Source organism: Labilibaculum sp. DW002, from assembly GCF_029029525.1.
GTDB lineage: Bacteria > Bacteroidota > Bacteroidia > Bacteroidales > Marinifilaceae > Paralabilibaculum > Paralabilibaculum antarcticum.
Map to the genome: position 1 here is coordinate 2,618,074 of NZ_JAKJSC010000001.1, position 17,999 is coordinate 2,636,072.

General features: G+C 34.9%; 16 protein-coding genes and 2 tRNA genes. 15 read left to right on the forward strand and 3 right to left on the reverse strand.

Annotation, left to right across the window (positions count from 1 at the left end; translation table 11 throughout):
* The first annotated feature begins 34 nt into the window (after positions 1 to 34).
* The 5 genes from scpA to L3049_RS10460 all read left to right on the forward strand — a co-directional run bounded on the left by scpA (position 35) and on the right by L3049_RS10460 (position 4,083).
* Positions 35 to 2,191: a methylmalonyl-CoA mutase gene (gene scpA, locus L3049_RS10440; protein WP_275109751.1), complete on the forward strand. Its 2,157-nt coding sequence runs from the start codon at positions 35 to 37 to the stop codon at positions 2,189 to 2,191.
* Between the two features lie 88 nt (positions 2,192 to 2,279).
* Entirely contained in the window at positions 2,280 to 2,789 is a 510-nt protein-coding gene (locus tag L3049_RS10445; RefSeq protein WP_275109752.1) for a hypothetical protein, read from the forward strand.
* A 33-nt stretch (positions 2,790 to 2,822) separates the two neighbouring features.
* Positions 2,823 to 3,281, forward strand: coding sequence for a hypothetical protein (locus L3049_RS10450; RefSeq protein ID WP_275109753.1), 459 nt, complete (start codon positions 2,823 to 2,825; stop codon positions 3,279 to 3,281).
* The gene (locus tag L3049_RS10455) at positions 3,274 to 3,717 is read left to right on the forward strand and encodes a DUF2752 domain-containing protein (RefSeq protein WP_275109754.1); all 444 of its coding nucleotides are present in this window, start codon (positions 3,274 to 3,276) and stop codon (positions 3,715 to 3,717) included. Before L3049_RS10450 ends, L3049_RS10455 begins: the two co-directional genes overlap by 8 nt.
* A 30-nt stretch (positions 3,718 to 3,747) precedes the next feature.
* On the forward strand, positions 3,748 to 4,083 hold the full coding sequence (locus L3049_RS10460) for a hypothetical protein (protein WP_275109755.1): 336 nt from the start codon (positions 3,748 to 3,750) through the stop codon (positions 4,081 to 4,083).
* Here L3049_RS10460 and L3049_RS10465 read toward each other — a convergent pair.
* Entirely contained in the window at positions 4,076 to 4,918 is an 843-nt protein-coding gene (locus L3049_RS10465; protein WP_275109756.1) for an MBL fold metallo-hydrolase, read from the reverse strand. The two genes, L3049_RS10460 and L3049_RS10465, sit on opposite strands and share 8 nt — an antisense overlap.
* Positions 4,919 to 5,029: 111 nt before the next feature.
* Between L3049_RS10465 and L3049_RS10470 the strand changes: the two genes are divergently transcribed.
* Positions 5,030 to 6,397 (forward strand): UDP-N-acetylmuramate--L-alanine ligase, encoded by a 1,368-nt coding sequence (locus L3049_RS10470; protein WP_275109757.1) that lies wholly within the window; start codon positions 5,030 to 5,032, stop codon positions 6,395 to 6,397.
* Between the two features lie 93 nt (positions 6,398 to 6,490).
* Positions 6,491 to 8,797, forward strand: coding sequence for a tetratricopeptide repeat-containing sensor histidine kinase (locus L3049_RS10475; protein WP_275109758.1), 2,307 nt, complete (start codon positions 6,491 to 6,493; stop codon positions 8,795 to 8,797).
* Positions 8,798 to 8,868: 71 nt separating this feature from the next.
* Here the strand turns inward: L3049_RS10475 and L3049_RS10480 are convergent, their stop codons facing one another.
* Positions 8,869 to 10,182 (reverse strand): acetyl-CoA hydrolase/transferase family protein, encoded by a 1,314-nt coding sequence (locus tag L3049_RS10480; RefSeq protein WP_275109759.1) that lies wholly within the window; start codon positions 10,180 to 10,182, stop codon positions 8,869 to 8,871.
* 532 nt (positions 10,183 to 10,714) lie between these two features.
* Here L3049_RS10480 and L3049_RS10485 point away from each other — a divergent pair.
* The 6 genes from L3049_RS10485 to upp all read left to right on the forward strand — a co-directional run bounded on the left by L3049_RS10485 (position 10,715) and on the right by upp (position 13,926).
* Positions 10,715 to 11,656 carry a hydrogen peroxide-inducible genes activator gene (locus L3049_RS10485; protein WP_275109760.1) on the forward strand — a complete coding sequence of 314 codons (942 nt, stop codon included), beginning with the start codon at positions 10,715 to 10,717 and terminating at the stop codon, positions 11,654 to 11,656.
* A gap of 231 nt (positions 11,657 to 11,887) precedes the next feature.
* A tRNA-Glu gene (locus L3049_RS10490) sits at positions 11,888 to 11,959 on the forward strand.
* A gap of 43 nt (positions 11,960 to 12,002) precedes the next feature.
* Positions 12,003 to 12,074: transfer RNA gene (locus L3049_RS10495), tRNA-Glu, on the forward strand.
* A gap of 31 nt (positions 12,075 to 12,105) precedes the next feature.
* Positions 12,106 to 12,357: a 30S ribosomal protein S20 gene (gene rpsT, locus L3049_RS10500; RefSeq protein WP_275109761.1), complete on the forward strand. Its 252-nt coding sequence runs from the start codon at positions 12,106 to 12,108 to the stop codon at positions 12,355 to 12,357.
* A gap of 124 nt (positions 12,358 to 12,481) precedes the next feature.
* The gene (radC, locus tag L3049_RS10505; protein WP_275109762.1) at positions 12,482 to 13,177 is read left to right on the forward strand and encodes a RadC family protein; all 696 of its coding nucleotides are present in this window, start codon (positions 12,482 to 12,484) and stop codon (positions 13,175 to 13,177) included.
* 95 nt (positions 13,178 to 13,272) lie between these two features.
* A complete protein-coding gene (gene upp / locus L3049_RS10510; RefSeq protein ID WP_275109763.1) occupies positions 13,273 to 13,926 on the forward strand; it encodes a uracil phosphoribosyltransferase in 654 nt (217 codons plus the stop codon).
* 50 nt (positions 13,927 to 13,976) lie between these two features.
* Here upp and folK read toward each other — a convergent pair whose 3' ends face one another.
* A complete protein-coding gene (gene folK / locus L3049_RS10515) occupies positions 13,977 to 14,462 on the reverse strand; it encodes a 2-amino-4-hydroxy-6-hydroxymethyldihydropteridine diphosphokinase (protein WP_275109764.1) in 486 nt (161 codons plus the stop codon).
* Positions 14,463 to 14,652: 190 nt separating this feature from the next.
* Here folK and sppA point away from each other — a divergent pair, with 190 nt between their 5' ends.
* Together sppA and lpxK are read left to right on the forward strand one after the other, a co-directional pair.
* Complete coding sequence (sppA, locus tag L3049_RS10520; protein ID WP_275109765.1) at positions 14,653 to 16,446, forward strand: signal peptide peptidase SppA; 1,794 nt, start codon at positions 14,653 to 14,655, stop codon at positions 16,444 to 16,446.
* A gap of 267 nt (positions 16,447 to 16,713) precedes the next feature.
* The gene (lpxK, locus tag L3049_RS10525) at positions 16,714 to 17,838 is read left to right on the forward strand and encodes a tetraacyldisaccharide 4'-kinase (protein WP_275109766.1); all 1,125 of its coding nucleotides are present in this window, start codon (positions 16,714 to 16,716) and stop codon (positions 17,836 to 17,838) included.
* Positions 17,839 to 17,999: the final 161 nt, after the last annotated feature.

The following is a 17,999-nucleotide window of genomic DNA, read 5'->3' on the forward strand; positions in this document are numbered from 1 at the left end:
CATGCTACGTCTCTACAGGATAAAAACAGAAAAAATGAAACCAAATTTTAAAGATATAAATATCAAGTCATCTCAAAGAGCTGCTGCTACTTCTCAGGAATGGGAAAAGGAAAACGGCATTGAAAAATCTTGGATGACACCAGAGCAAATTCCGGTTAAAACAGCTTTTAACAAGGAAGATTTAGAAGGTATGGAGCACTTGAACTATGTTTCAGGTTTACCACCATTCCTACGTGGACCTTATTCAGCTATGTATCCTTTGCGTCCTTGGACAGTTCGTCAGTACGCAGGTTTCTCTACTGCTGAAGAATCAAATGCATTCTACCGTCGTAACCTTGCTGCTGGTCAGAAAGGTCTTTCTGTAGCATTTGACTTGGCTACACACCGTGGTTATGATTCAGATCACGCTCGTGTAGTTGGTGATGTTGGTAAAGCAGGTGTTGCTATTGACTCTATTCTTGATATGGAGATCCTTTTCGATCAAATTCCATTGAATAAGATGTCTGTTTCTATGACTATGAATGGTGCTGTACTTCCAGTATTGGCTTTCTATATTGTTGCAGGTTTGGAGCAAGGAGCTAAGTTGGAAGAACTTTCAGGAACCATCCAAAATGATATCCTTAAGGAATTCATGGTGCGTAATACTTACATTTACCCACCAGAGTTTTCAATGAAAATTATTGCTGACATCTTCGAATTTACTTCTCAGAAGATGCCTAAGTTTAACTCTATTTCTATCTCAGGTTACCACATGCAAGAAGCAGGTGCAACCGCAGATATCGAGTTAGCTTACACTCTTGCTGATGGTCTTGAGTACTTGAAGAAAGGTGTTGCTGCAGGTATGGACGTTGATGCTTTTGCTCCTCGTTTGTCTTTCTTCTGGGCGATTGGAATGAATCACTTTATGGAGATTGCTAAGATGCGTGCTGGTCGTTTACTTTGGTCTAAGATTGTAAAACAATTCAATCCTAAGAACCCTAAGTCAATGGCATTGCGTACTCACTCACAGACTTCAGGTTGGTCATTAACTGAGCAGGATCCTTTCAACAACGTTGGACGTACTTGTATCGAGGCTATGGCTGCTGCATTGGGTCACACTCAGTCGTTGCATACAAATGCATTGGATGAGGCGATTGCATTGCCAACTGACTTCTCTGCACGTATTGCTCGTAATACTCAAATTTATATTCAAGATGAGACTACAATCTGTAAGGCTGTAGATCCTTGGGCTGGTTCATACTACGTTGAGTCATTGACTCAGGAGTTGGTAGACAAAGCTTGGGCTCATATCGAAGAGGTTGAGAAATTAGGTGGTATGTCTAAAGCAATTGAGTCTGGTATTCCAAAACTTCGTATCGAAGAAGCGGCTGCTCGTACTCAAGCTAAGATTGACGCTAATACTCAAACTATTGTAGGAACTAACAAGTACCGTCTGGAGAAAGAAGATCCATTGGATATTCTTGAAGTAGATAATACTGCTGTACGTACTGCTCAAATCGAAAGATTGAATAAGCTTCGTGCTAACCGTGATGAGGCTGCTGTTAAAGCTGCTCTTAAAGCGATTACTGCATGTGCAAATGGTGGCGAAGGTAACCTATTGGATCTTGCTGTTAAGGCTGCACAATTACGTGCTTCGTTAGGTGAGATTTCAGATGCATGTGAAGAAGTATGTGGAAGATATAAAGCTGTAATTAGAACTGTATCAGGCGTGTATTCATCAGAATCAAAACAAGATGCTGACTTCGCTAAAGCGAAAGAGTTAGCTGATAAATTTGCAGAATTGTCAGGACGTCGTCCTCGTATCATGGTTGCAAAAATGGGTCAGGACGGTCACGACCGTGGTGGTAAAGTTGTTGCTACTGGTTTTGCTGATATAGGATTTGACGTTGATATGGGACCACTGTTCCAAACTCCGGAAGAGTCTGCTAAGCAAGCTGTAGAGAATGATGTACACATCGTTGGTGTTTCTTCATTGGCTGCTGGTCACAAGACTTTGGTTCCTGCTATTATCGAGGAATTGAAGAAATTGGGTCGTGAAGATATCATGGTTACTGCAGGTGGTGTTATTCCAGCTCAGGATTACGATTTCTTATACGAAGCTGGTGTTGTTGGTGTATTTGGTCCTGGTACCAAAGTATCAAAATGTGCTATCCAGATGCTTGACATCCTAATTGAGCAATACAAAGACTAGTTCTTTTATTACACTATATTTAAAGACAGGAACAATGTTCCTGTCTTTTTTTTGTGCTATATTTCTACCTCAATTAAATATGAGTGCAATGAAAAAACTAAGCTTACTAATTTTACTTTCTATACTTACGATTAGCCTTCAAGCGCAAAATAAAACGATAGAAGATTCTCGAATAGAAAAACAAATTCTTTACGGACAAGTTAACCTTGAAGCTTTCCAAATGGACCTCTGTAAAGATTGGTATGCTCCGGAATATAAATCCTACCAAATAAAAGAAGAAAAACTAAAACAACTAACGGATCAAAAACTATCAAACATTTCTATTAATTTAATTTTTGGATCCTGGTGCCACGATAGCCACCGAGAAGTTCCTAGATTCATAAAAATTTTAGAAGAAATAAACTTCCCCTTTCCTCAACTTAAAATGCATGCTCTTGACACTTATAAAAAATCACCTAGTTATGATGCAAAAGCAAACCAAGTTGAGTTTGTTCCAATAATGATTATTTATAGAGGTAAAACAGAAATCGGGAGAATAATTGAAAGTCCAGAATTAACACTTGAGGAAGATCTTTTCAATATTATCTCTAAAAATTAGTACCTTTACCCTATTGGATCAATCTACTTAATCATGGAACAAGAGAGAACAAATGCTGGACAAACACTTGGTATTATTGGATTAATACTTGGTATTTTAACTTTTATGTTGGGATTTATTCCTTGTGTAGGTGTTATTGCAATCATCCCTGGTGTTATTGCAATTGTATTAAGCAGTATTGGCCTAGCTCAAGCGAATAAAAGTAATGGTGCACGCGGAATTAATATTGGTGCATTAATCGTATCAGTAATTGGTGTTTTAGCTGCCTCTTTGTGGTTGGTTTTTGTAGTTGGAATTGCAAGTTTAAACGAAGATGAAATTGAAGATTTTGTAGAAGATGTTATCGAAGAAGTAATTGAAGAATCTGTTCACAACCCAGACTTACAAGATGCATTGCACGAACTAGAAGAACAATTAGACGAAGTTTGTGTTGACTCAATTCACATCAAAACCGATAGCATTAATATTGAAATCAAAATAGAGAATGACTAGTTCTCATATTTCTGCAGAACACAATTATAAAATTGTTAACTATATTCTAGCAGGAATAATCCTATGTATTTTTCTTTATTCTGCTCTTTTTTCCCCTGAAGGAGGTAAGCATCCAGTTCCCTCTTTTTTTACACAATTAACAGGTTACGAAAGTCCATCAACCGGACTTTCCAGAAGCTTTTCGGCTATCGTTAGAGGCGATTTTGATCTTGCAAATAACTTTAACCCAAATGGATTGCAAATTTTTCTTTTTTTTGTGATTCAGTTTTGCTTTAGAATAAGTTCAAGCTTTTTTATAAAGATTCCAAACAGCTATCTAAAACCTTATATTACTGCAGATATCCTTATCTCAATTTTCGGCTTTTACCTAGCCTTCAGACCATTAATTTCGTTTACCATTAAACTTTTTAAAGAATCTCTCGTAGAATACATGTAAGTTAAATATTCTTAAACTAAATCTTACATTATGTCAGTACTACTTGTGATTTTTTGCATTGCACTGCTGACCAGTTTAATGGTTCTACATGTGTTTAATGAGCTCAATTTATCTAAAAGGATAAACAAGGCAGGATATTTTGTGCAAGAATTATTGGATCAAAAAGGGATTAATCATCTCGATGTGGAAAAGAAATTTGAAATATCAACTTTCCCAACCCAGCTTAGAGTAATTGAATATTATTTGCATTCTCTTGATTCTAACTACAATGATTTTGGCAGAAAAAAGACTGTTACCGAAAGAATTGATTCCATAGAAAACACTCTGATAAATTATGGATACCAGAGTGATCTAAGTCTTATTTAAGCTCGTCTAAGGCAAAACATTTATCTACCTTAACGCCACGTTCTGTTTGTTTTAAACTACAACATTCAGTGGTAATATCATGTTGAAAAAACAAGGTGTAATTATTTTCTACAGCCTCTTTTAAAAAGATCTGCTTTTCACTCAGTGATACAGTTGGATTTAAATCGTAACTAGCCAACCATTTTACAGGAACATTAGCCGCTGTTGGAATAAAATCACCAGCAAAAACCAAAGTACGATCTTCATTCTTAATTAATGATATCATTAAACCCGGCGTGTGACCATTTACAAATCGCACCTCAAAATTTGGAAACAACTCTCCCTCCTCTTCTACAATTTGCAGCTTCCCAGCTTCTTTTATGGGCATTACGTTCTCCTTAAAATAAGCGTCAGCTTCTCGGATATTAGGATTTAAGTAATTTTCCCACTGTGCTCTACTTACCCAATGTGTAGCATTTGGAAATACCAATTCGTAACCATCCCTATTTTCATTATGCTTTACAGCGCCACCACAATGGTCAAAATGCAAGTGCGTCAACACAACATCGGTAATATCTGTAGGAGAATAGCCTACGTTTGCTAAAGAAGAAATAAGTCTAGCATCACCATTCAAATGTTGATGTTCAAAAAAGGCTGCATCTTGCTTATCACCAGTACCATTATCAATTAATATTTTACGCTCACCATCTACCACAAGCATACTTCTCATGGCGCAATTGCATAAATTATCATCATCACTTGGATATTTTCGGCTCCAATAAAGTTTAGGTACAACGCTAAACATAGCTCCTCCATCACACTTAAAATTACCCGTTTCGATATTATATATTTTCATTATTTTAACTTAAATATGTTATCTTTAAAATTATTTTTTCCTGTAAATTCAGAGTTTACAGAGGCGACTTCTCAACGCAAGTCAAAAATACGATTTTAAAAACGAAATTCCATGAGAGTACATTTTATAGCCATTGGTGGTGCTGCGATGCACAATTTAGCTTTAGCTTTACACAAAAAAGGGTTTCATATTACTGGTTCGGATGATGAGATATTCGATCCTTCGAAAAGTCGATTGGAACAATACGGTCTCTTACCTGAAAAATGGGGATGGTTTCCTGATAAAATCACCTCAGACATAGATGCTATTATTCTTGGTATGCATGCTAGAATAGATAATCCGGAGCTTTTAAAAGCAAAAGAACTAGGCTTAAAGATCTACTCTTATCCTGAATACATATACGAGCAGACAAAAGATAAAACTCGGGTGGTAATTGGTGGTTCACACGGCAAAACAACAACAACTTCGATGATTATGCATGTTTTAAAATGCAATAATATCGATTTTGACTATATGGTTGGTGCTCAAATTGAGGGATTCGACACAATGGTAAAGTTAAGTGAGGATGCAAAAATAGCAGTTTTTGAAGGTGATGAATACCTTGCCTCTCCCATAGATCCACGCCCAAAATTTCATTTGTACCATCCACACATCGCTTTACTAACAGGAATTGCATGGGATCATATTAATGTTTTTCCAACATTTGATAATTACGTAGAACAATTCGAAATCTTTACGGATTTAATTCAAAAAGATGGAAGTCTGATTTATTTTGAGAAGGATGAGCACATTCAAACAATCTTAAAGAACAAAAGAGAAGATATTACTTACATTCCGTATAATACTCATCCGTTTAGAGTAGAAAACAACCTTTCCATACTAAAAGGTAAATCGGAAGAATATGCTCTTGAGATTTTTGGGGAACACAACCTACAAAATTTAATGGGTGCATACCACATCTGCAAAAGCATTGGTGTTTCAGATCTTGATTTTTATTCCTCTATTCAGAATTTTTCTGGAGCAGCTCGCCGTCTTCAAAAATTAGACGAAAATGATACTTGTAGTGTTTTTCAAGATTTTGCACACTCGCCATCAAAATTACAAGCAACAACGCAAGCTGTAAAAAAACAATATCAAAACAGAAAACTAATAGCCTGTATGGAATTGCATACATTTAGTAGTTTAAAAAAGGAATTCCTGCCTCATTACAAGGATACCATGTGTACCGCTGATCAGGCATTCGTTTATTTTGATCCAAAAACAATCGCTCATAAAAAATTAGAGCCAATTACTAAAGAACAGGTTGCTGAGGCATTTGGAGGCGATAATCTTAAGGTTTATACAGATTCCGATCTGTTAATTTCTGATTTGCTAGCCATGAACTTTACCAACACAAATGTACTTTTAATGAGTTCAGGTAACTTTACTGGAGTAGATCTAAAGCTACTGGCTAGCAAAATCACTAAAAAAAAGGACTAAGTTGACTTTCAGCACCTTGAGAAACGCAATGTTGCTGATGGTTAAATTAATACTATTTTTACACTATGATTAGTCCTAAAACCAAGGAATACTATGCTTCAACTCTTTAGATATATTTTATTTATTCTTCTGTTAACTCCGACCAATTTATTGATCGGACAAAATCAGGATCAAATTCTAAAGGCCGAAGAATTACTAATAAGCACTTCAGGTAAAGAAAGAGTCGCTTTACTTAATGAGCTTTCACGTCTATATATCGATATAGATCCAGATAAAAGCGTTGAATACACAAAAGAAATCGTAATACTTACTGCAGATGACCCCATAAAGAAATCATCTAATTTATATAATCTAGGAAACCTTTATCGAAGAGTTAATAATTACAGATTGGCCTTGGATTGTCAAACTCAAGCGCTTGAAATACGTAGGCAGATTAATGATATCAAGGGCACTGCTAGTTGCCTAAATAACATTGGTGAAATCTATAAAATACTTAACAAACACGAAGAAGCACTCAATTACTTTAACCAGTCCCTAAAAATTAGACAAAAGGAAGGCAGCCCCAAAGAAGTTGCCTACACTTTGAATAATATTGGAAGTACTTATTGGCTAAAGAAAGATTACGCAAGCTCGTTGGAATTTTACCTGAAATCACTCGAAATTAGATCTAAACTAGGCGATAAATCTGATATTTCTTCATCTTTAAACAACCTTGGTAATGTTTACAAAAACCTTGGCAAGTATAACAAAGCTCTTGACTATTATGCAAAAGCATTAGAAATACGACAAGAAATTGGAGACAAAACGCTGATTGCATTCAGCATGAATGACATAGGCGGCATCTACTGGCGATTAAACAACTACAATGAATCGCTTTCCTACTACAATAAATCTTTAGCCTTACGAAAAGAGATTGGAAACAAGAGATACATTGCAGCAACTCTAAAAAATATTGGAACTGTATACAAAGACCTAAATGAGTTAGATTACTCTTTGAAAAGTTATAATGAATCCTTAAAGATATATGATGAATTAAACGATTTAAAGGAACAAGCAAATGTCTTTTCATCCATTGGGAAACTGTACGAAAGCTATAATAATTTCGACAAGAGTCTGGAATATCACAAAATAGCTTTGAATTTGCATCGCCAAATTGGAAATACAAAAGGAATAGCCTACTCTTCCAATAGCATAGGTGAAATTCTAATGAAATATTTCATTAGCGAAGAAGCTAAGACTTATCTACTTTCAGCTTTTGAACATGCCAATCAATGCAAGGACCGAAGTTTGCAAAAAATCACATCAGAAAATTTATTTGAATATTTTTCAAATCAAGGTGATTACAAAAAAGCGCTAGAATATTTTAGAGAATTTTCGAGTACGCAATATGATAGTATTGTTGATCAAATTGACAAAGGCAAGATTGCAGAGTTTGAAGCTAATTACGAAATCTCAAAAAATAAAAATGAAATTAAGAGTTTAAAAGCCTATAGCCGTCAGCAGACTATTGTAATTTACCTTTTTATAGCCTTAATTATTTTAGCTGGTGGAATCGGATACATTGCTAATAAAAACATCAAAATAAGAAAAGAAGCAACTCAGGCACTTACTGAGAAAAATACCGAATTAGAGGAAATCAATTCTCGCTTAAAGGAAACTGAAGTTAGCTTACGAGACTTAAACCTTACTAAAGATAAAATATTCAATATAATTTCGAATGATTTACGAACTCCCTTCAATGACATGAAGGTAATGAGTTCAAAATTGATTCAAAGCTTTGAGCAACCAGAGATAGGATCTCAAAAGGATCTTTCCCAGAATATTCGCGACTTATCTTTTCATACTTCCGATTTAGTCGAAAAGCTCCTTTCTTGGTCAGCTTCACAATCTGGGAAAACAAAATTTGCTGCTCGTGCTTTTAATCTAAAAGAACTATTAGATTACTCTTTATCAAAATTGTCAGAACAACAAATAGAAAAAAATGTAAAAATCATTTTCAATTTAGACAGTACAATAAAAGCCTTCGCAGATACTGCATCAATGACCGAAACCTTTAAAAACTTACTGTCAAATGCTATTAAATTCTCATATCGTGAAGGCAAAATCACCATTTCGGCAAGAGAAAAAAAGTATTTAGTTGAGCTAGAAATAACCGATGAAGGTGTTGGTATGAGCAAAACAAATCTTCATAAAATATTCCGATTGGACAATGACTATCTTGCTTTAGGAACTGCACAAGAAAAAGGTGCTGGTATCGGTCTACTTCTTTGCAAGGAGTATGTAGAAAAAAATGGCGGGAAGATTTGGGCTGATAGTGAAGAAGGAAAAGGAAGTAGTTTTTTTATTACCATTCCTAAATCAGATAAATTAATGGGCTCTGTTCCTCAAGCTAATCATTAAACATCAAAAATACTTCATAAAAAAAGGCCTCGAATGAGGCCTTTTTTATTTTGATCGATAAACTATCGATATTAGTATTTTTTAGCAACGAAGTGGTAATGAGAACCGAATCTTTCGAAAGCAGCTTGATCTAGCTCTTCTCTAAAATCTGGGTGAGCAACAGAAATAATTGCCTTAGCTCTTTGCTGAAGTGTTTTACCGAATAGGTTAACACATCCGTGCTCAGTAGCAAACCAACGCATGTTGTTACGAGTTGTTACAACACCTGATCCTTGCAATAGAGTTGGTGTAATTTTAGAAACACCTTTACCAGTTACAGATGGCATAGCAATAATTGGAACACCACCTTCTGAAGCAGCAGCACCACGAGTAAAGTCAATCTGTCCACCTACACCAGAATAGTGAGTTGTTCCGATTGAATCAGCACAAACCTGACCAGTTAAATCAATAGAAAGAGCCGAGTTAATTGCACATACTTTAGGGTTTTGCTTAATAACGTGTACGCCATTTGTGTAAGCAACATCCATCATCAAAACACCTGGATTATCATCAACGAAATCGTAAAGTTCTTTAGTTCCCATTAAGAAACCAGCAACGATTTTACCTTGATCAAGTTTTTTGTTCATACCGTTTACAACACCGCTTTCTACCAATGGAAGAAGACCGTCAGCAAACATTTCAGTGTGAACACCAAGATTTTTGTGGTTACCAAGCTGAGCTAATACAGCATTTGGAATTCCACCAATACCCATCTGAAGACAAGCTCCATCAGGAATAAGATTTGCTACATTCTTACCAATAGCGATATCGATATCAGAAAGAGGAGCGTTGTGATGTTCGATAAGTGGAGAATCATCTTCACAGAATACATCGAAAGATCTTAAATGCATCATAGCATCACCAAAAGCACGTGGTACGTTTGGATTGATAATAGCTATAACTGTATCAGCAGTTTCAACAGCAGCACGAGAACAATCTACAGAAGTTCCTAAAGAAACATAGCCATGTTTGTCCGGAGGACTTACCTGTACAACAGTCACATTAACGTCAAGAACACCTTCGCGAATTAATTGCTGAGTTTCACTTAGGAATACCGGAATGTAATCAGCGTATCCGGCTTGAGTTTGTTTACGAACATTTGCCCCTACGAATAAAGATTCAAGATTGAAAATGCCTTCGAACTCGGTAGCAGCATATGGAGCCGGTCCTTCGGTGTGAATGTGCTGTATAGTTACATCGTAAATTTCACCATTGCGACCTCGGTCACACATAGCGTTAATAAACTTGTGTGGCGCTAAAGCAACTGAGTGCAGGTGTACTCTGTCACCTGATTTAATCACCTTTGCAGCTTCTTCGAATGATACTGTTTTAATACCTTGTTGCATTGTTATTCAGTTTATATGATGTGGTTTATAATTTCTAATTCGCCGACTAAAGTAGTATAATTTTCAAGTGAAATTTCTGCTATTCAGCATGAGTGCTACACAACATATATGTGCTATCTATTCATAATTAAGACATTGCGCCTCAAACAATCGAAGAAATAAAAATTAAAGGAAATAGAAGAGAATGAATACAAATTGAGGAGCCAATATATAGGATGAAAAACTCCTTAATCGCTTTTAAAGTTTGGGCAAAAAAGAAGCCGGGAACTACCCCGGCTGCAAAACCCAAACATCTAATAAAACTTAAATAACAAAAACTATCAAACTATTATATTGTAACCCTATTATTAGGTAACATTTACTATATTAGCATGTTATAGCTGTTACCAAATAAGAAAATAATTGTTGTTCTTATTCTGTACTTCAAATATACTTTACTTTCCATCATCAATCAAATCAATATTGTATATAGACTAATAGATATTGTTTATATTTGTGATGCAAAATCATTAGAAAAACAAAATAAACTGATATGGTTACTTTAACTCAACTTGAATATATTGTTGCCGTCGATACACATCGTCACTTTGCAACTGCAGCGGATAGCTGTTTTATTACGCAGCCTACTTTAAGTATGCAGATTAAGAAACTTGAAGAATTTCTGGATGTTACCATCTTTGATAGAAGCAAGCAACCTATTATTCCAACTGATGTAGGAATTCAAATTATTGAGCAAGCCCGAATTATTTTGGGAGAGGCAAAGAAGGTTGATGAAATTGTCAAGAATCATAGAGAAACGGTTGAGGGTAGTTTAAAGATTGGTATCATTCCAACTTTGGCACCATTCCTACTTCCTATGTTTATTGGTGATTATATTAGAGATTACCCGGATGTAAAGGTTGAAGTTGAAGAGATGGTATCGGATGATATTGTTGAGGCATTGAAAAAAGATTTACTTGACGTTGGTATCTTTGTTACCCCACTGAAGGATGAAAAAATAAAAGAAGTCCCTTTGTTTTTCGAGGAGATGATGATATATGCTCATAAGGATCATGAGATACTTAAAAAGGATATTATAGAAGTAAAGGATATTGCGACTTCAGAGATTTGGATGTTAGGAGATGGGCACTGTTTCCGTAATCAGGTTATAAATCTATGCGAAATGCATAGTATGCAGCATCAGGAGTTGCCTTTTGAATTTGAAAGTAATTCGCTCGAAACATTAATGAAGATTATCGATCGTGAAGGTGGATTTACTCTAATCCCGGAATTGGCAACGCAGTATATGTCGACAGAAAAGATGACTCAAGTAAAACCTTTTACTAATTTGCATCCACTTCGCGAAGTGAGTTTGATTTATTCCCGACATTATTCGAAACACAAACTTCTCGACTTACTTGCTAAAAGTATTCAAAATGTCATCCCAAACGATCTTTTAAATAGTTCTAAAGGAACAATTGTTGAATGGCGCTAACCCTATTTCAATCTAAGTTTGAAGCAGTTAGTTTAGGCTGTAAAAAAAAGTATGATTTTTTTTAAAAAAAGTATTGTCGGTTTAAAGAATTATCTCTTACTTTGCAGCGCTAAAGAAAAAAACTAGAGCACATCATTACTCTCTTTTTTCAATAGCATTTAAAGAAAAAAAATACAGAAATGTATTGCGAAATTAAATTACTTCAATTATCTTTGCAGCTCCAAATTTGATGGTCCGTTCGTCTAGGGGTTAGGACGCTAGATTTTCATTCTAGTAACACGGGTTCGATTCCCGTACGGACTACATAGTTTTGCAATTCTTTAATTGCTTTTTGGAGATTTTTTTTGGTCCGTTCGTCTAGGGGTTAGGACGCTAGATTTTCATTCTAGTAACACGGGTTCGATTCCCGTACGGACTACAGTTTTAAATAATTATTATACAATAAAGAGATGGCAAATCATCAATCCGCAATTAAAAGAATTCGTCAGTCTGAGGCTAGAAGAGTGCATAACAAGTACTATGCTAAAACTACGAGAAATGCCGTAAGAAATTTACGTGCGACTACTGATAAGGAAGCTGCTTCTGAGTTGCTACCTAAAGTTACTGCTATGTTGGATAAGTTGGCTAAGATCAACGTAATTCACAAAAACAAAGCGGCTAACTTGAAATCGAAATTAGCTTCACACGTTAACAAACTGTAAGTAAGACATTACAACTCTATAATAGAGGGTTCTCATTGAGAACCCTTTTTTGGCGTGTAGTAAATCCTCGTTTGATAATTTCATATTTATTCATAACTTTAATTAAGTTACAAAATATGAATTGATGGATGAGTATAAGAAATTAAGCATTAAAGACTGGGCAGTTGAAGATCGCCCCAGAGAAAAATTAATGTACAAAGGAGTAAAAAGCTTATCATCAGCTGAACTTCTTGCAATTATTATAGGAAGTGGAAACCGAAAACTATCTGCAGTAGAGTTATCCAAATATATCCTTTCCCATTGCGACAACGATCTAAATTTACTCGCAAAAAAATCCATTTCAGATTTAATAAAAATTCCAGGTATTGGCGAAGCCAAAGCAATTGGAATTATTTCAGCATTAGAATTGGGCCGCAGACAAAAAGCATTCCCTTCTAAACAAAAGCAAAAGATTACTTGTAGCCAAGATGCATTTGATATTCTATCACCCTACGTTGAAGATTTAGGGCATGAAGAATTTTGGGTTGTTTTCTTAAACCAAGCAAACAAGATTGTAGAAATTAAAAACGTTTCATCGGGAGGCATAACAGGAACTGTTTTCGATGTGAGGTTAGTATTTAAAGATGCTCTTCTCTTACAGGCAACCAATTTAATTCTCTGTCACAATCATCCATCTGGAAACCTAAATCCCTCTAAGGCCGACAAAGACGTCACTACAAAAGCTAGCGAAGCTGGTAAGTTGATGAACATATCAGTATTAGATCATCTAATAATAGCAGATAATCAGTTCTTTAGCTTTGCCGATGAAGGCCTAATTTAGATTGAATTAGTCTTATCAATTTTTAGCTAAATTCTTGTTTAATATTTTTGAAATATACTTACATTTGCGCTCAGCTAATTTTTAAATACGACATCATGGTGCATACTATTGGGGACAACAATTCCCTTTTCAACCAATTTATAGCTGAAATTCGCGACGTAAATGTTCAAAATGATCCTTTACGATTCAGAAGAAACCTAGAAAGAGTGGGTGAAATCTTTGCTTATGAAATCAGCAAAACTTTTAATTACTCTGAAAAAGACGTTCAAACTCCGCTTGGAATTGCAAAAACAAATCTTGCTGAAGATGAGGTTGTTGTTGCTTCTATTCTTAGAGCTGGTTTACCATTGCACAATGGTTTATTAAACTACTTCGATCGTTCTGAGAATGCATTCATTTCTGCTTACCGTAATTATAACGAAGATGGTGAATTCGAAATTAAATTCGAATACATTGCGTCTCCTTCTATTGATGGTAAAGTTGTAATTTTAGCAGATCCGATGCTTGCAACAGGTTCATCTATGGAGTTAGCATATAAAGCTATACTTACAAAAGGAACACCAAAGCATGTTCACATTGTTTCTATTATTGCCAGTACAGAAGGTGTTGAATTTGTAAAGGAAAAACTTGCCGGAGAAAATATTACTTTATGGATGGGTGCAGTTGATCCTGAATTAAACTCTAAATCATACATCATTCCTGGTTGTGGTGATGCCGGAGATTTAGCTTTCGGTTCGAAATTAGGATAAAAAATATTTCGATCAAGAAATGGCTGTTTGTAACAAACAGCCATTTTTTTTTATTTGTATTTTTTCACTTCCATTTTATCAGGACAATCTGCCAATAGTTCTTTAATCGTTTTTCCAATTACCGGATGAACTAAATCCTCTCCTACATCCATCATTGGCATTAAGGCAAACATTCTTTCTTGAATACGAGGATGCGGTACTTCCAAACGTTCAGAAGCTATCCTTTCCTCGCCATAAAAAAGGATATCAATATCTATTGTTCTTTCACTATATTGATTCTTTTTGCGAATTCGTCCCAAGTCCTTCTCTATACTTTGAGTAAGATTCAATATTTCTATAGCTTCCAAGTCCGAATCGAGCACAACAACCTGGTTAAGGAAATTTAATTCATGATGGAAACCCCAAGGTTCTGTTTCATAAATTGCTGAAACCTTAACAACAGTTCCAACATCTTTACTCATTTTTTCGATTGCCTCTCGTAAGATCTGTTCCCGATCGCCAAGATTACCTCCCAACAAAAAATAGACTCTAGTCATAAATATTCAATTTGATCGGTAAAAGAAACAAAGAAATCCCGAGTATCAAAATGTACATCGAAAATTCATATTTTGATCAAAGCAATATCAGCTTATTTAGATATATTTGTTAGAGAGTATATTTACATAAATATTATGCCCTACATTTAAATTTGTAGGTTTGATATTGATTACCATTTAAAATTATAATATGAAAAGTTTCTTCAAATTTACATTTGCTTCAATATTGGGAGTTATTATTGGTGGATTTCTTCTGCTTTTTTTAGGAATAATGATTATAGCTGGAATAGCATCAAGTGCTGACAAACCGGTTACTGTTAAAGCGAAAAGCATCCTTGAAATCAAGCTAAACAATCAATTGGTTGATAGAGGTTCGGACAATCCTCTTGCTGATTTCGACGTTCTTTCAATGAGTCCAACAAAAAACATCGGTTTAAATACAATCCTAAGCAATATTGAAAAAGCTAAAACGGATGATAAAATAAAGGGAATCTACCTAAACGTATTCGATATTCCTGCCAACTTTGGTGGTTTAGCATCAATTGAAGAGATTCGAAATAAACTTAAGGAGTTTAAAACAACAGGAAAGTTTATTGTCAGCTACAATAATATGGGTCATTCACAAAAAGCCTACTATCTAACATCTGTGGCCGATAGCGTATATTTAAATCCTGAATCGATGTTATTCATACTAGGTATGGGTGGCGAAAGAACTTTCTACAGAAAATTTCTTGAAAAGATTGGCGTTGAAGCACAGGTTATACGTGTTGGAAAATACAAATCGGCAACCGAGCAATATTTCCGTGATGATATGAGTGACGAAAGTCGTGAGCAAACCATGTCTTACGTTGGTGCAATGTGGAATCAAATACTTAAGGGCATTTCAGAAGAGCGCAATATAAGCATCGAAAAACTAAATGAACTAATAGATGCAGTAGCTATTAAAAAGGCAGACGATGCTCTAAAATATGGCTTAATTGATGGCGTTATCTATCAAGATGAAATGAATTCGAAACTAAGAAAATTAGCAGGTTTAGATGAAGATAAAAAACTAAGATTGATTAGTTCTTCGAAGTATGCAAAAGCTCCTGATGCGAATTATCAATTTTCTAAAAATAAAATTGCAGTTATTTATGCTAGTGGTGCTATAGGCTTTGAACAAAGCGAAGATGCTATTGGTCCTGAAATGGCAAATACAATTCGTAAAGCTCGTCGTGATTCATCGATTAAAGCAATTGTTTTAAGAATTAACTCTCCAGGTGGAGCTGCTAATGTTTCAGATTTTATATGGAGAGAAGTAAAATTAGCAGCCGAGACAAAACCTGTTATTGCTTCAATGGGTAATGTTGCCGCTTCTGGTGGATATTATATTGCTTGTCCTGCCGATACAATTGTTGCTGATAACAATACAATTACAGGTTCAATTGGTATCTATGGTTTATTTTTCTCAGGTGAAGAATTAATAAAGAATAAAGTAGGCTTAACAACCGATTACTACGGAACAAACAAGCATTCTGCCTTTGGAGGAAGCTATCCGTTAATGCTACCAGTATCGTCAAGAAAATTTAACAGAACAGAGAAAGAAATTCTTCAAACAGTTATTAACAATGGTTATGACACTTTCTTGAGTAAAGTAGCTGAAGGTAGAAACATGACTACCGAGGCCGTTCACGAAGTAGCACAAGGTAGAGTTTGGAATGCGATGGATGCAAAAGAAATTGGATTAGTTGATGTTCTTGGTGGATTAGAAACAGCAATTAATATCGCAAAAGAAAAAGCAGGTATTGAAAACTATAAAATTGTTTCTCTACCAAAAGTTAAGGATCCTGTAGAAGCATTTGTGGAAGAATTAACTGGTCAAGCGAAAATCAGAATTATGAAACACGAATTGGGTAGTTTTTACAACACTTATGAAAAAACCCAGAATCTTATGCAATTAGGTGGCATACAAGCTCGTATCCCATATGAAATTGAATTAGACTAACGAATAGAATACTCGATAAAAAAGATCCTCAACAATTGAGGATCTTTTTTTATATCCATTTTTTAGTAAAAATGGATTAATAATTTGATGCTATTTCTTATCTTAATAAAATGCTAATGAAAAGCTTTCCTTAGCCATTGCGAAGAAAATTATTATCATAGGAAATATTTCTGTATTTTTAGCAGATACAAAACTCAATTCCTAAGCAAGCAATATCAAAATGGTAGAAGGCCTAATGTCAAGTCCTTTTCCCAAATATATGATCAAATGAAGAAACTATCCCCTATACTAAGAAGTCTGCTTATTCCTTTTAGTTTACTATATGGTTTGATCGTATCAATACGAAATCTTTTGTTTGATTTCAACATTTTATCCATTACAGAATTTAAAATTCCAATTATATCCGTAGGGAATATCACTGTTGGAGGAACTGGTAAAACTCCTCACATAGAATACCTTATCAACTTACTTAAAGATGATTATAAACTTGCAACTCTAAGCAGAGGATACAAGCGTAAATCAAAAGGTTTTCTTCTTGCAGATGAAAAATCAACAACGAATCAGCTTGGTGACGAACCAATGCAGATCAAAAGAAAATTTCCAGAAATTCTGGTTTCTGTAGACCGAAAAAGAGTTAATGGAGTAAAATCCTTACTCAAATCAGAAAATGGTAATAATCTAGATGCTGTATTATTGGATGATGCCTTTCAGCATCGGTCAATAAAAGCTGGTTTATCGGTTCTTTTAATCGATTACAATCGACCAATTACTAGAGATTACATCATGCCTTACGGCAGACTAAGAGAAAGTGCTCATGAAAAAGACAGAGCCAATATAATTATTGTGAGTAAGTCTCCAGAGAACATGACTCCAATTGAAAGAAGAATAATTGTTAAAGAATTAAATCTTCTGCCTTATCAATCGTTATATTTTACCTGCTTAAATTACGGTAATTTAGAGCCTGTTTTCGAAGAAGATGCAATCGCAATTAGTGAAGATTGGGCAAATGACAATTCTTCGATTTTATTGGTTACAGGAATTGCCAATCCAAAACCTCTGCGTAAATATCTAGAAAATTTTTCAGACACAGTTGAAGAATTAAAATTTCCAGACCATTATGCCTTTGTTCAAAAAGATCTGGATTTAATCCAGCAAAAATACGATCAACTCGAAGGAGAAAATAAAATCATTATTACAACAGAAAAGGATGCGACCCGTTTCTTTGACATGCAAATCAGTCAAGATTCCATTAGAAAGCACCTCTTCTATATTCCTTTGAGAATAAAGTTCTTAAATGATGATAAATCGATGTTTGATAATCAAATATTGAATTACGTAAGAAAGAATAAACGCACCAGTAATTTGCACAATATTAAAACAGACTCTATTTAAATACAAAAGGGGAATCGAAATGATTCCCCTTTCTTTTTAGCAATAAATTAACCACTACATTAATTAACAGCTATTCTAAAGTGATCTTATTTAACCCAAAACTTTTTATTTTTTCTTGTTAACACCTTAGATTAAATTAAGATACAAAAATTAACATAAAA